The organism is Vibrio mediterranei, assembly GCF_900088415.1.
GTDB classification, from domain to species: domain Bacteria; phylum Pseudomonadota; class Gammaproteobacteria; order Enterobacterales; family Vibrionaceae; genus Vibrio; species Vibrio mediterranei.
Genome location: NZ_FLLQ01000001.1, coordinates 946,381 through 960,392 on the forward strand (window position 1 = coordinate 946,381; position 14,012 = coordinate 960,392).

Below are 14,012 nucleotides of genomic sequence, written 5' to 3' on the forward strand. Positions count from 1 at the left end.
ACAAGAATTAGAAAAGTCTCTCCTAGAGAACTAAGAGAGACTTTTTGAATACTTTAATTAGTTCAGAGCTTTATCGATATCAGCAATCATGGTCTGTGTAGCGGTTACACCACCACCTGAGATATACCAAGCATTTGGATTGATATAGACGATTTTTTTATTTTGCGCCGCAGGCGTTGAGTTCACTAGAGGGTTGTTAAATAACTCTTTCGCCTTACCCACACTGCGACCAATGGCTTGTTCACGGTCTAAAATGAAAATAACTTCAGGCTTTGCATCAGCCACATATTCAAATGAGATCAAGTTACCGTGAGACCCTTGGATCGGCGCAACATTTTGACTAGTCGATTCACCAAAACCAAAATCATCAAATACGATAGAAAAACGGCTACCTTTGTTGAACATCGCCACGTTGTTGCCATTGTTCATCAACATAAGTGCGTCCAAATCTTGCTTGGAAACCGCCTCAGCTACTTTATCAAATTGAGCTTGAGTCTCTGCGATTAGCTTTTCTGCTTCCGCTTCTTTATCAAACAGTTTGCCAAGCATACGCCAGTTTGCTTGCGTATCTTGCCAATACTCACCGTTATCAACATAAAACATCACTGTTGGCGCAATTTTATTTAAGTCATCGTAAACGCGAAGCATGCGGTTTTCAGCGATAATCACATCAGGTTTCAACGTGAAGATAGCTTCAAAATCAGGCTCGCTTACTGAACCTGTATTCCCCGTCGACGCTTTGTACTGCGCTAAATAGTCTGGAAGCAATGAATGTGGAGCACCAACTGGTTGTACACCTAAACGGTCTAGAACATCTAAGCTACCATTACCTAACACCACTACTCGCTTAGGGGTTTCATCAAACTCTGCTGTGCCTTTGAAGTGCTGAATAGTTACTGCACTTGCGTTCGCAACCATGGCGAAGCTGGCCGTTAGTGTCAGCGCGACACGCTTGATGAAACTCATAGACTGACTCATTCCGTTTTCCTTATATATTTTATGGTTATATTAAACAGAATCATTATCACTTACGATCAAATGGGAATCAATATCATTTTCATAGCTAATTGCATTTTTATTGTTATAACGCAAAGAAATACGGATTATTAGCTCAATGGTGTAACCAGTGATAATCATTGGCGGAAAGACAAACAAATAAGAGGCAAGAAGAAAACTCGATCAATAACAATATAATTTAATAAAAATAACCATATTGTTTTAACTGGTGGTTTTTTTGGCTTAGTATGAAGAATGTTTATCATGTTGCGAGAATCTATTCACTATGTCCACCACCAAAGCTAAGTATTCTGATATCTATCAGGCGATCAAGGAGAGGATTCTCTCTGGACAGTACACAACTAACCAAAAATTACCTGGTGGTAGTGAGTTAGCAGTAGAATTCGGATGCAGCGAGCTCACCATAAAGAAAGCACTCGATATTCTTGTCACCGACGGTTTAGTGGTGAGAAAACGAGGGTCTGGCTCGTATGTGAAACGTCCTCTTGGTAACTCCGGTTATAAGCATCTTTACGGCACCAAAGCCAATGTGCAAGACAGTGGTCAAACCCTAACCACAAAAGTACTGGAGTTCTCCGTCGTCCCTGCAGACACCTTCTTAGCAGAGAGATTGAACTGCGACATTGAAGATATGTTGTACAAAACAACGCGGGTACGCATCATTGATGACATACCGGGTGCGGTTGAGGAGACTTATATGCCTATTAATGTCATTCAAGGTTTAAAGCGTGAACATGCCCAAGATTCTATTTATAGCTATATCACAGACACACTAGGTCTCAAGATCCACAGTTCAACGATGGAAATCACGGTCGTCAAAGCGAATGAGTTTTATGCCACTGAGTTAGACATAAAACTAAGCGAACCTTTAGTCAATGTAGAACAGATTGTTTACCTCGATAATGGCGAAATTTTCGAGTACTCCAATGTGAAGCATCGATGGGAAGGTTACAAGTTCGCCACTAACTTTGTGAAACTGTAAGACTTATCTGGTTGAACACCGACATTTGCTTGCTAGCTTGTTAAAGTCCTAATTAGTGTTACATTTGCTTACAGGCATGACGACTTTTTCGCAAACAGGTAACGCTTATGGCTGGTTTGAGTCTATTAACTCTTCTCGATGATATTACTGCGGTATTGGACGATGTTGCGCTGCTCTCAAAAGTAGCAGCAAAGAAAACCGCTGGGGTATTGGGTGACGATCTCGCCCTTAATGCCCATCAAGTTTCTGGCGTTTCCGCCGAACGTGAAATCCCTGTTGTGTGGTCCGTCGCGAAAGGATCCTTTAAGAACAAATGCATTCTTGTACCCGCCGCGCTCATTATCAGTTTTATTGCTCCTTGGCTGATCAATCCATTATTGCTGCTTGGGGGGCTGTTTCTCTGCTACGAAGGTGCTGAGAAGATTCTGGAAAAGCTGTTCCACAGCAAAGAACACACTGATGATCAAACTACACCGGATCTTGGTGGTGACTCCGTTGAGGAATACGAGAAAAAGAAAATTGCCGGCGCGATTCGCACTGACTTTATCCTATCAGCGGAGATTATAGTTATTGCTTTAGGGACGGTCCAAGGACAGTCCACCAGTATCCAAATCATGGTGGTTAGTCTGATTGCCGTTGTAATGACGATTGGAGTATATGGACTGGTTGCGGGTATTGTTAAACTCGACGATTTAGGTTTTTACTTAGAACGAAAGTCTCAAGGAAAAGGACTATTATCCAGCATTGGTAGAGGATTGATTGCCTTTGCCCCTAAACTGATGCGCACGCTCACTATCGTTGGTACTGCGGCTATGTTCTTAGTGGGCGGCGGTATTGTTGTCCATAACGTACCCGCCATTCACCATCTTATTGAACCTATCATCATGGATATTCCCAACCTATCCGTTGCTCAAGCCATTATCCCAGCTCTGCTCAACGGCGTTATCGGTATCATCGCAGGCCTCATTGTTGTGGCTGTATTTAGCGTAATCGGCAAACTTAAAGCCGCCGCTTCTTAACAATTAACTGAGATTGTAGCTGACTAACAGCTACAACCGCATGATGACGTATCACCCGACTTCACTTGCTGCTTGAAATTTTGCAGCGACGCTTTTCGGATTTGGTCGAGGTCTCGACGCTTAACTATCACTTCTGTATTCGACTTAGGCTTACTTGAACAAGCATAAGTTTGCTGGCCATCCACTTCAACCAAACACGCTTTACAGCAACCATGCTTGCGTTTATTTTTCAAACATGGAGCGGGGATCCTTACCCCTACTCTGCTCGCTAATTCGACTAAGTTCTTTTCTGAAGCACCAATAACTGTCGTTTGACCATCAATAGTCAAGGTGGCAGGTTTAATCTGAAACATATTTCTCAACTGTTCTGTTTTAACTCTCTTAATAAGACGAAGCAAAATCAAAAAAGACGACCAATTCTCGAAATATTATTCAATTTAGTGTTTAGAACAAGTTCAGATCTTATCTCGCGAGAATCTCGCATGATAAGGGTCGAGCTCATTTCCCTGCTTTTCGGTTAGCTCTTGGTATAGCTCTGGCCTGCGACCGCGAATCCAGCGACGGCCAGTACACATTTCTAATTCCTGACCGTCCAGTACAGCGACAACCATGTCGTCATCAAGACTCTTTGACTCAGTAATCACTTCACCATAAGGGTTAAGAATCATCGCGTGTCCCGTGCGCACTTCATTCATGTCCACACCAACCCCATTACTAAATACTACAAATAGTCCATTATCATGAGCTCTAGCAGGCAGCCAGCGCATTAACCAAGCACGGCCTTTCCTACCTTGCATTTCATTGTAGATAGTCTGTGGATCTTGATGTCGATTATGCCAAAGCTGAGGATCAATCAGCCCCATAGCATTTGGGCTTCGAGAGTCGCAACCGCCTGTTTGATGAGGCGCAATTAAGATATCCGCTCCTTTTAACGCCGTGATTCTCACGTTTTCAACCAAGTTGTTATCCCAACAAATCAGGATTCCAACCTTACAGCCGTGAGGGGTGTCAAACACCGTATACTCATCGCCACTACTCATATGGGGGCTGACAAATGTATGCAGCTTTCTGTGCTTTTGAACCACACCGTTCGGCATCACAAACACGTAGGTGTTGTATAACTGACCGCACTCACCCTCTTCAATCAGCCCCGCGCCAATACTCATATTATGACGTTGTGAGAGTGCCAACAGTGCTTGGCTCGTGTCGCCCGATGGCACAGGTTCTGAGAGTTCAGAAATCTCATCACGAGTAAGCGCTGAAACATGCCAGTAACCAGTAACGCACATTTCGGGAAAGCTGATGATATCTACCTTGTTAGCAGCGGCTCGAGTCACAAATTGCTCTATTATCGCTAAATTGGCAGATTTATCTCCCGACTTTTGATTGAACTGAACTGAGGCTACTTTTACCGACTTCATACTTTCTCCTTATGAGAGCTTAACAGTGAAGTCACAGTGTAAAAAATACTGTTGATTCCGTATAATGAATTTGAATCACAAATTGATTACCATTTAGAATCATGAATATCGACCTTCTAAAAGCGTTCGTGACCTTGGCTCGCAGCGATACCTATCGCAGTGCTGCTGAGGCACTGTTTATCACTCAGTCAGCATTGACGAAAAAAATATATCGGTTAGAGAGTGATATTGGCGCGACCTTATTTGACCGTAATCGAGGCGGGACGAAATTATCCATTGTTGGAGAGTGCCTGCTCCCCGAAGCGAAGCGCGTCATTGCGAGTGCAGAAAAGTTTGATCAGTTATCCAACCAAGTTGCTACCGGACAATCAGGTTATCTCAATATTGGCTTTGGTATTTCGAGCTTTGACATTGCGCCTCGGCATATCTCTGAGTTCAAGCAACGTTTTAGCCATGTCCATGTCACACTCAACGATTTCCCCTCCCAGACCCAGACAGAACAACTCTTGTCAGGCGAACTGCACGTCGCGTACTCGCGCCTACCATGTGAAAGCAGCCTATCTTCAATCACACTCTCCAGTGATCGGCTTTGCGTAGCTATCAACCACAGTCATAGCGAGTCGTCACTGACGTCTATATTTGCTTCTCTTCCCTACTTAGCATTGAGACCAGAGCGAGGGATGGGGTTACACCAACAGATATCAAAGGTTGCTACGGAACTAAATTGGCAGTTAAAACCAAGCCAATTTGCCGATGATATCTTAACGCTGCTGTCATTGGTTAAAGCCAATATTGGATTTGCTATTGTTCCTGAAAGTGCTAACACATTAATAGACAGTACTATTCATTTCATTCCCATATCAGCTTCTAATTATCAATGGGATATAGGTGTTACATGGAATCCTAAGTTCAATAATCCAGCTAGAGATCGATATATAAACCTGCTAAAGACTTTAGAGCACAATAAAAAGGTTTAGTGCGCTCACTAAACCTTTTTCATCATTCACTTAGAACATATACCTGAAACCGAACTGTAGTTCATTTTCATTATTGTCTAAGATACCACCTTCGTCTTCACCTAGTTGATTAATTTTGTAGGACACATACAAAGATGAGTTATTGATATAACGAGCATATTCTACTGCTATAAAATCCACATTTAGATCTCTAAATGCCTCGTTATCGACATCAAAATAGCTACGCGTTAAGTTAATATTATTTTTGCCAAATGTGTACCCTGCATATAAGTCGTAAGCAGTGAAGTCTGAACTACCATACAAACCATATGTATCGCCATTATCTGCAATTTCACCAGACATTAACATAGCAGCTAAATTAATACCATTTGCTTTATATTTTGCAGCAATCAGTCCTGAATTAGAATATGAGTTAGAGTCTTCTACCTGTGTGGAGGACATATAACCCAAACCTAAACTAATACTATCAGTAATCGCATATGAACCTGTTGCACTATATCCCGTATATTCCGAAACATCACCAGTATTAGTATTTACCGAACCAATACTACCATTTTGATGTTCAGAATCTAAATTAATCGAAGCAGCAAAGTCGAACTTTGAGTCTATGCCAAGACGATAAGCTAGTACGCCATTAGCGCGATCAGCACTAGCTACAGAGTACTCGTTTACATAACCAGAAAAAGTTTCAGCCAAATCAGTCCAATCAGTTAACATTGTCGATGCATTATTTTGATGACCATAGGTTACAGTACCAAAACCTGTTTGCACACCAGCATACAATTGACGAGTATTGATGCCGTTTGTATCATATTGCCCTGGAGCAATCTCTGACATTTCAAATTCATATCGAGCTAACAAGCTTACACTGTCAGTTACTTTCTCTAAACCTTCAATATTCAAGCGAACTCGTGATGCATCTTTAAATGCATTGTCACCAAATTCGCTCTTGTTAGCATCTGAAATATTTCCTCGCACTTCAATACGACCATCTACTTTAATAGAAGTCGTTTCATCACTATATACCTCTGCTGCATTTACATAGGATGATACTAGTGCAATCGAAACTAGGGTACAAATCGTAGTTTTTTTCATGTATTTCTCAGTTTGACAGTTGCTGAATATAAATAACCCACAATAAGGAAAGAGAGCAGTCCTTTGCACTATAATTACCAATCATTCTTGTTGGCAGAGGGTTATATAGGCGTATAAGCAATATGTACTATTATTCAACATCCGTGCTAATTGATTAGTCGTGTGATAATAGCATGTAAACTCTTTGGATTAACCAATGAACAGTGGTGGGGGGAAATTAATGTCATGTTAATCGAAACCCGAACATAATATACCCAAATCGTTCACTGTTATTGCTTTACAGATGTATTATATTTAAAACAACTTGTAACTTGATAGGTAATAAATTGATATCGGCAATCTCATTTTCGGCAATTGAAATATTAATAGATATCTGTGCACTAATATCAACTTCCTACTTGTCACTACTAGCCTTCATACGATCTAGACGTTTCGCTTAGACTAGTGTCATTTCATAGCGATGTAAAAGAGAGCTAACACCATGACTATTGATACCATAATAAGCGTCCCCCCTAAGTTAGCCACTGCACTTGACACCGATAGTCCAGCAGCAATCAGTATGTAATACAGCAGACCAAGAATCGCACTCGCACTACCAACCGCTTGTTTATAGTTCACTAACGCTTGACTTAGCACGTTAGGAATACCAACACCAAACGCCATAACCACGACCATCATAGGCAGTAAGAACCATAGGCTGTCTTGCATCATGTAGACACCTAGAGAGCCTAAGGTGGATAAAGTAACAGCCAATTTGATTAACGATGCCGAGGCTTTCCCTTTGCTAAGAAGCCGTTTGTTGATAGAGCTGCCTAAAAACGTTCCAAGCGCCAATACCGCACCTGAGTATCCGAACTGTTGAGCGTCAAAACCCAGTTCACGAAATAAAAATGGGCCAATCTGGTAATAGTTGAATACCACAATATTAAAACCAGCGACCAATAGTGCCGATACCCAGATATGTTTATCAAGCAGCATCTGTTTAGCCGTCTGGATTAACGACGTTTCGCACGACTCTTGGCTGCCTGTTTCTGGCAATCGCAACGCACTTTTACCAAGCAGTATCACTGCCAGTAGGCATAGCGCCCAAAATACGTAGGTGTGTCCGCCTAATTGGGTGAGCTGTCCGCCTACGAACATGCCAACAACCGGACTAATGGCGATGCCCATCCCCATTAAAGAAAATACTTTCCCTAATTCCTCACCGGAGAATTTATCACGCAGCATGGTTTGTGTGACCACTGAACCTGCTGCTGCGCCAAAAGCACTAATAGCACGAGCGACCAACAGCATCTCGAACGATGTCACGAATACAGCCGTAAAAACACCGATAGCGTAGGTTGTTAAGCCCAATAGCATACTTGCTCGACGTCCTAATACATCAGACAGAATACCCCAAGCTACAACTCCTATCGCAAATGCATAAAAATACGTTGCAATGGTTGCTGCCGCGAGACTATCACTCACCCCAAAATGTTGCCCAATATCTCCTAGCGCCGGGCTGTAGATAGTTTCAACAATTTGAGGAAACATAATAAGTAGTACCATTAACCACAAAGGGGGTTTCGCTGTTTCCCCATATTTTGTTTGTTGAATCATTGTGATTCCTCCTCTTAATTTGATGGTGAGGAGTTTAGCCTTAATGGATTTTGTACTAATATCATCATAAGAACAAAAAACATCGAAAATAAGACAAATGGCACTAATTGATCACCAGACACGTTTCGATGCTGACGCATTGAGTGCACCTGTTATTGGTATTGCAGCAAGAGTGGGCAAACATGATTCAGGTATGCACCAGCATCAGAAAGGACAACTGCTCTATGCACCTCAAGGTTGCATGACCATCGAACTTCAAGGATGTCGTTCGGTTTTGCCGCCAACTCAAGCCGCTTGGATACCACCAAACACAGAACATCGAGCGAGCATGAATAATGTCGTCGAGTATCGCTCGCTATACTTTGATACCAACTTGTTTGATAGTGCCCCAGACACCATACAGTACCTTACCGTAAACGAGCTGTTGAAAGCCTTGATTGATAGAATGAGCTTTTGGTCCTGGGACATTAGTATCGAACAAACCCGCAACACCACAGCGCTGTTTTGGGAAGAGTTTCAATTAGCGTTAGCAGAGGTGCACCTGTTACCTATCCCCAGCGATCCGAGAGTCACGAGCATCTTGAATCATTTTTTGACCGGAGATCAAAGCCTCCCTTCACTAGAGGAATTTTCCCGTCATGTGGGGGCCAGCAGCAAAACCGTCAGTCGAATTTTCGCTAAAGAAACCGGTATGAACTTTCAATCTTGGCGGCAACAATGGCGGTTGCAGCGAGCCACAGAGCTATTGGCACTGGGGCAAAGTGTTCTAGATGTTTCTTATACTTTGGAATTTTCAAGTGACAGTGCTTTTATCGCTTTCTTTAAGCAACATATGGGGATCACCCCCAAACAGCTCTTTTAGTGTCGGAAAATAATATTCCATGATTTAATTTTTTGATAAAGCACTGATATTTCCGCCAAACATTCACAACGAGATTTCCCTAGACTACTCAATAAAAACAGTATGTTAGCTTATTAAACATTAGCTACATTTATACTTAGCTTCAACGATAACTAATGCCAATACGTCGATAAATATTTGTTGTCGTTATGGTCATTTTTTTTAGTTTTACTCCTCCTCTTTCAAGCCTCATAGTCGCGGCGAAAACCTAATCAATTTCTCAATTCTGTTTCGATTTTCCAACGACTATTTAGGAGGCTCTGCTAGTGGAAAACACACCTGATTTCGCAGTAAAAACTGGCTTTAAAGTACCTGTTATTGCGCTATCACTTTATGCCGTCGCATCAGGTTATTTGATGAGCTTAATCCCGCTTATGCTGGGTGAATACGGTATTGATGCAAGCAACGCAAGTTGGCTAGCAAGTGTGTTCTACGCGGGTCTTTTAGTTGGTGCTGTTGTTATTGAACCGGCGGTAAAGCATATCGGTCACCGTATCGCATTTATTGCCTGTCTAGCGCTATTTATCGCTACGATCGTTGCGTTGCCACTGATGCCTGTCGCATGGGCTTGGCTGATTGCACGCTTTGTTGCAGGTATTGCTGTCGCGGGTGTCTTCGTTATCGTTGAGTCATGGCTACTTGTAGGTGATGAATCAAGCCGTGCCAAACGTCTTGGCCTCTATATGGGTTCGCTCTATGGCGGCTCTGCACTAGGTCAGCTTGGGATTGGTTTTATCGGTGTTCAGGGTAGTCTGCCATTTGTGGCGATTCTCTCTATGCTAAGCGCAGCTATTCTGGTTCTGATGTTCGTTCCAACACAGCAACCACAGAGTGCTCACTCGGCGACACTATCGTTCAAACAAATTGCAAAACTGAACCATGCTGCAATCATCGGCTGTATTGTTTCAGGCTTAACCCTTGGATCTATCTATGGTCTGATGCCTGTAGAGTTAACGCACCGCGACGTGTCACAAAGCAGTTTAAGTGCATTAATGGCATTAGTGATCCTTGGCGGTATGGCAGTACAAACACTAGTACCTCCACTACTTAAAGTAGCGGGTCGCACTCCTCTAATGGGCATGTTCTGTTTATTGGGTGTATTTGGTGTCGGCCTAGTAATTCTCAGCGATGATCTGAGTGTACTGGCGATCAGCTTATTCCTAATTGGGATGGCAACGTTCGCCCTGTACCCGATTGCTATTAACTTAGGCTGTGACAAATTGGACGAGAGTTTTATTGTCTCTGCAACGCAAGTTATGCTGTTTTGCTACAGCATCGGCTCAGTCGCTGGTCCAGTACTTGCGGATTGGTTTATGGAAGGTACACAAGGTTTGATGGCTTATTTACTTGCAACCATGATGGCAACCGCTATCTATATGTTCATTGCCAGTATTCGTACTAAGAAACACTTGGTGGCTGGCGAGTAACATCACACCTTAAGTTCACGTGCAGCGTAAACAACAAAGCGGCTTTCAAGGCCGCTTTGTTACTTTGAAACCTTCAGTTTCATCTCTGGTTCATGTTTTAAGTACTATAGTTAAATCAAGTCATTACAGGGGAACGGTTATGCTATCCGAACAAGACCAACAAACTAAAACTAACGCCATTGTCGCTTACGCCTGTTTACTTTTAGGAAGTTTCACTGGCATTTTCTATCTCGTTGGCGGTATCTGGGCCATGCTTAAGCGCAGTTCCTCAGCAGGTAGTCCGTTGGCTGACCACCTCGAAAACGCAGTACAGACATTTTGGGTCTCCATTATTTTGACGGTCGTGGGTATCTTCTCCATGCCGCTGTTTGGCATTGGCTACTTAATACTTGTTGGGACATCCGTTTGGGTCATCTATCGCTGTGTGAAAGGACTCGTTAGGGTGCTCGACAATCAAGGTTACAACTAAAAAAGAGAGGCTCGATTGAGCCTCTCTTTTTCGTCAGTCAGTTAGGGCAATGACTTTGTCTATCCTTAATTGCTCGATGAATCCCATATCATGACTGACGACTAACACAGTCCCTACGTAGCCGTTAATAGCAGCAATCAACTGTTGTTTTGCTTCGAGATCCAAGTGATTATCCGGCTCATCCAATAACAGAGTCGCTACCTGTTTTTGGTGTGAAGCAATCAACATTGCTAGCTTCATTTTCTCGCCACCACTAAGCTGCTCGACTTTGTCATAGACTTTGTCTCGCCTAAAACCGATGCCAGCTAATAGCGTACGAGCGGCAGGAATTGTCATCTCCTCACACCCTTCACACACAGCGTCAATCAGCGCTAAATCACCGTTAAGCATAGAAAAGTGCTGATCTAAGTAAAAACACTGCGTATTGGCTCGAAGCCCTTCAGTCACATCACTTGAGTTTTGGCTAACAGCGAGTACTCTCTTTAAAATGGTCGACTTACCCGAGCCATTACGACCTTTTAACCACGCATGCTCGCTGGTAAGTACCGTCGCACGAATCGGTGCACCAAACACATTAGCATGCTGAAATGCGTCAAACGCGATGGCTGTCTTACCCTGCGTTTGAACCACTCCGGTATACCATTTCTGCGGTTTATTCTGTTCTATTTGATCCTTCACTTGCTGAAGTTTTTGGTCCAAAACCGCGAACTGGCGTTCACTTTGAGCTGCAATCGCAGCGTTAGCATTCTGTGCGCCTTGCTTTTTACCATCCATCAGTATTTTGGGCTGGCTACCACTCGTCCTTTGTGCTTTGCCTCTTGTCGCGAGCTTTTGAGCTGTGATCAGACGTTGGTGCGCTTTCTCTACTTTTACCTTTCTCTCCCTAGTCAGTGATTTGGCTTTGCCCTGCAACGCTTGCAGATGCTCATTTTTGTGAGCTACGAAGGTTTGGTAGTTGCCTCCATAGCTGGTAATACCTATCGAGTTCAGCTCGAGTATTTTGTCAACGTGATTGAGGAACGCAATATTGTGGCTCACCACCAACACTGGTTTATCTATTGTTTTTAATTGCTTCACTAACCAATCAACATGCTCAGAATCTAAATGGTTAGTAGGCTCATCAAGAACGAATGCGTCATAATCTTGCTGCAGCAGTACATAAAGCCTTAATACAGCGCGTTGCCCACCACTTAATTGCGCCAGTTTGATATTGAGGTCGGTAGGCAAACGCAGTTGCGTGAGTAGCCTTGCTAATTGTTCAGCAAGATCCCATTCACCATCGGCAATCATGTCAAACCAATGACAAGAGCTGTCACCTTGCTGAATGTGCTCAAGGGCGAGCAACTTCTTTTCCACACCTAATTGTTGAGCAATGCTTTGAGACAAGTCTGATTTACTTTCTAATTGGCTATAAAAGCCAACAGATTTGATCTGATTTCCCCACTCCACTCGCCCTTCAGACGGTGGGGTTAATTTAGCGAGGATCTGCGCCAAATGACTCTTGCCACTGCCATTTTTTCCTACTAACGCTGTGATGCCTTCTTCAGTTGAGAAGCTAATCGATGAAAATAGTCGGTCTCCATCAGGAAACTGCTTTGAGATTGAAATTGCATGAAATGCAGTCATACATCCTCCTTTACAGAGCATGTGACGCTTGGCAGATAGTACTATTTTAAGTCAGCTATATGCTGATGATAGAGATGTGTAGATAGAACGAGCCAACGCCCACTAACTCTGCGATTTCAAAAGTTACTTGTATAAAACGATCGAAATTGAGTTAGTTGTTCATGTAGGCGTGTACTCCTAGGAAAGTGATAGTGAATTTATAACTCAAGCGGCATGAGAAAACTACTGTTCTGCTCAAAAAAGCAAAATTCTCTGCGTCTTTTTTGAATTAGCACCGTCTAATTTAATGACCACTTATTTATGATAAGAGAAACCTATGTTTAAAGTAACCTCATCAACGTCCGCTACGCAGAACAACTTTATCAAACATGATTCTGCCATGTTGAACCAGTTTTACGGAACAAACGATGTCGTACCCTATTGGGTCGCTGATATGGATTTTCCCATTGCAAATCCAATTACGCAGGAATTACAACGTCTTGTTGATCGCGAAGTTTACGCTTACGAGTTCGACTCTTCTCGAGTTTTTTCAGCCATTGCGCGCTGGAATGAAACCGCGCATAACCTGTCATTAGACCCAAATCACTTCGTGCAAGTACCGTGCGTCTTGAGTGCTATTGCCCTGTTGATTCGCGAATTTACCCAGCAAGGCGACGGCGTATTGATTCAAACACCGGTTTATCATCAGTTCCGCAGATTGATTGAATCGGCAGGCAGAGTGGTTGCAGGTAATTCTCTCAAGATCGAAGATGGACACTACACCATCGACTTTGACGATTTTGAGCAGCAACTCAAACAGGGCAATGCCAAAATGGTTCTTTTGTGTAACCCTCATAACCCTGTTGGTCGTGTTTGGACTCGCTCTGAACTTCAAACGATGGTCGATATTGCCCGCCGTTACGATGTGATTATCGTTAGTGACGAAATCCATGCCGATATCGTTTTCGACGCTCATACATTCACATCAATTGTTTCTTTGGGATACGAGAAAGCGGTTTCTATTATTGGCTCACCCGCTAAAAACTTTGGACTTAACAGCATAGCGAACGGATATATATACACCGTGAGTTCATTGGCTATCGACCATGGGAATGCGCTAACAACTTATGCCACCATCGCTGCTTACGAGAAAGGTCGAGAATGGTTTGAAGGCTACTTACAATACACTCAAACCACTGTTCATTGGATCGCAGAGTTTGTTGCCTCATCTTTGCCAGAAATCACCATGTATAAACCTGAGGGTACCAACCAAATCTGGTTCGATTTTTCCAAGTTACAACTAGCGCCGGATGCGCTGAAGTCTTTGCTGGTTAACGAGGCAAAAATGGGGCTGACTCCGGGTGCATGGTTTGGCGAAACCAACCCTAATTACTATCGCATGAATATCGCAGTGGACAGAGCACAGATCCAAGCGTCATTTGCTAGGTTGCACACCGCAATTAAATCTCTCTAAATCCCACTCCCCTTACTGGCTAAGGG

Annotated in this window: 13 protein-coding genes; 7 read left to right on the top strand and 6 right to left on the bottom strand. The window is 43.1% G+C overall.

Annotation, left to right across the window (positions count from 1 at the left end; all coding sequences use genetic code 11):
- Positions 1–57: 57 nt before the first annotated feature.
- The gene (locus VME0621_RS04245; protein WP_062456006.1) at positions 58–978 is read right to left on the bottom strand and encodes a siderophore ABC transporter substrate-binding protein; all 921 of its coding nucleotides are present in this window, start codon (positions 976–978) and stop codon (positions 58–60) included.
- 304 nt (positions 979–1,282) lie between these two features.
- On the opposite strand from VME0621_RS04245, the gene VME0621_RS04250 reads away from it, so the two are divergent.
- On the top strand, positions 1,283–1,999 hold the full coding sequence (locus VME0621_RS04250; protein WP_062456010.1) for a GntR family transcriptional regulator: 717 nt from the start codon (positions 1,283–1,285) through the stop codon (positions 1,997–1,999).
- Between the two features lie 107 nt (positions 2,000–2,106).
- On the top strand, positions 2,107–3,018 hold the full coding sequence (locus VME0621_RS04255; RefSeq protein ID WP_006070427.1) for a DUF808 domain-containing protein: 912 nt from the start codon (positions 2,107–2,109) through the stop codon (positions 3,016–3,018).
- Between the two features lie 23 nt (positions 3,019–3,041).
- Here the strand turns inward: VME0621_RS04255 and VME0621_RS04260 are convergent, their stop codons facing one another.
- Positions 3,042–3,371 (bottom strand): 2Fe-2S iron-sulfur cluster-binding protein, encoded by a 330-nt coding sequence (locus tag VME0621_RS04260; RefSeq protein ID WP_062456014.1) that lies wholly within the window; start codon positions 3,369–3,371, stop codon positions 3,042–3,044.
- A gap of 102 nt (positions 3,372–3,473) precedes the next feature.
- Positions 3,474–4,439 carry a nitrilase family protein gene (locus VME0621_RS04265; RefSeq protein WP_062456017.1) on the bottom strand — a complete coding sequence of 322 codons (966 nt, stop codon included), beginning with the start codon at positions 4,437–4,439 and terminating at the stop codon, positions 3,474–3,476.
- Between the two features lie 101 nt (positions 4,440–4,540).
- Here VME0621_RS04265 and VME0621_RS04270 point away from each other — a divergent pair, with 101 nt between their 5' ends.
- A complete protein-coding gene (locus VME0621_RS04270) occupies positions 4,541–5,416 on the top strand; it encodes a LysR family transcriptional regulator (protein WP_062456020.1) in 876 nt (291 codons plus the stop codon).
- Positions 5,417–5,446: 30 nt separating this feature from the next.
- Here VME0621_RS04270 and VME0621_RS04275 read toward each other — a convergent pair whose 3' ends face one another.
- Both VME0621_RS04275 and VME0621_RS04280 read right to left on the bottom strand, forming a co-directional pair.
- A complete protein-coding gene (locus VME0621_RS04275; protein WP_062456023.1) occupies positions 5,447–6,511 on the bottom strand; it encodes a porin in 1,065 nt (354 codons plus the stop codon).
- Positions 6,512–6,958: 447 nt separating this feature from the next.
- A complete protein-coding gene (locus tag VME0621_RS04280) occupies positions 6,959–8,110 on the bottom strand; it encodes a multidrug effflux MFS transporter (RefSeq protein WP_062456026.1) in 1,152 nt (383 codons plus the stop codon).
- Between the two features lie 97 nt (positions 8,111–8,207).
- Here VME0621_RS04280 and VME0621_RS04285 point away from each other — a divergent pair, with 97 nt between their 5' ends.
- The 3 genes from VME0621_RS04285 to VME0621_RS26515 all read left to right on the top strand — a co-directional run bounded on the left by VME0621_RS04285 (position 8,208) and on the right by VME0621_RS26515 (position 10,907).
- The gene (locus VME0621_RS04285) at positions 8,208–8,972 is read left to right on the top strand and encodes an AraC family transcriptional regulator (RefSeq protein ID WP_062456028.1); all 765 of its coding nucleotides are present in this window, start codon (positions 8,208–8,210) and stop codon (positions 8,970–8,972) included.
- Between the two features lie 305 nt (positions 8,973–9,277).
- The gene (locus tag VME0621_RS04290; protein ID WP_062456030.1) at positions 9,278–10,438 is read left to right on the top strand and encodes an MFS transporter; all 1,161 of its coding nucleotides are present in this window, start codon (positions 9,278–9,280) and stop codon (positions 10,436–10,438) included.
- A 139-nt stretch (positions 10,439–10,577) separates the two neighbouring features.
- Positions 10,578–10,907: a DUF4870 family protein gene (locus tag VME0621_RS26515; protein ID WP_062456033.1), complete on the top strand. Its 330-nt coding sequence runs from the start codon at positions 10,578–10,580 to the stop codon at positions 10,905–10,907.
- 33 nt (positions 10,908–10,940) lie between these two features.
- Here the strand turns inward: VME0621_RS26515 and VME0621_RS04300 are convergent, their stop codons facing one another.
- The gene (locus VME0621_RS04300; RefSeq protein ID WP_062456037.1) at positions 10,941–12,533 is read right to left on the bottom strand and encodes an ATP-binding cassette domain-containing protein; all 1,593 of its coding nucleotides are present in this window, start codon (positions 12,531–12,533) and stop codon (positions 10,941–10,943) included.
- Positions 12,534–12,849: 316 nt separating this feature from the next.
- Between VME0621_RS04300 and VME0621_RS04305 the strand changes: the two genes are divergently transcribed.
- Entirely contained in the window at positions 12,850–13,986 is a 1,137-nt protein-coding gene (locus VME0621_RS04305) for a MalY/PatB family protein (RefSeq protein ID WP_062456040.1), read from the top strand.
- Positions 13,987–14,012 lie beyond the last annotated feature (26 nt).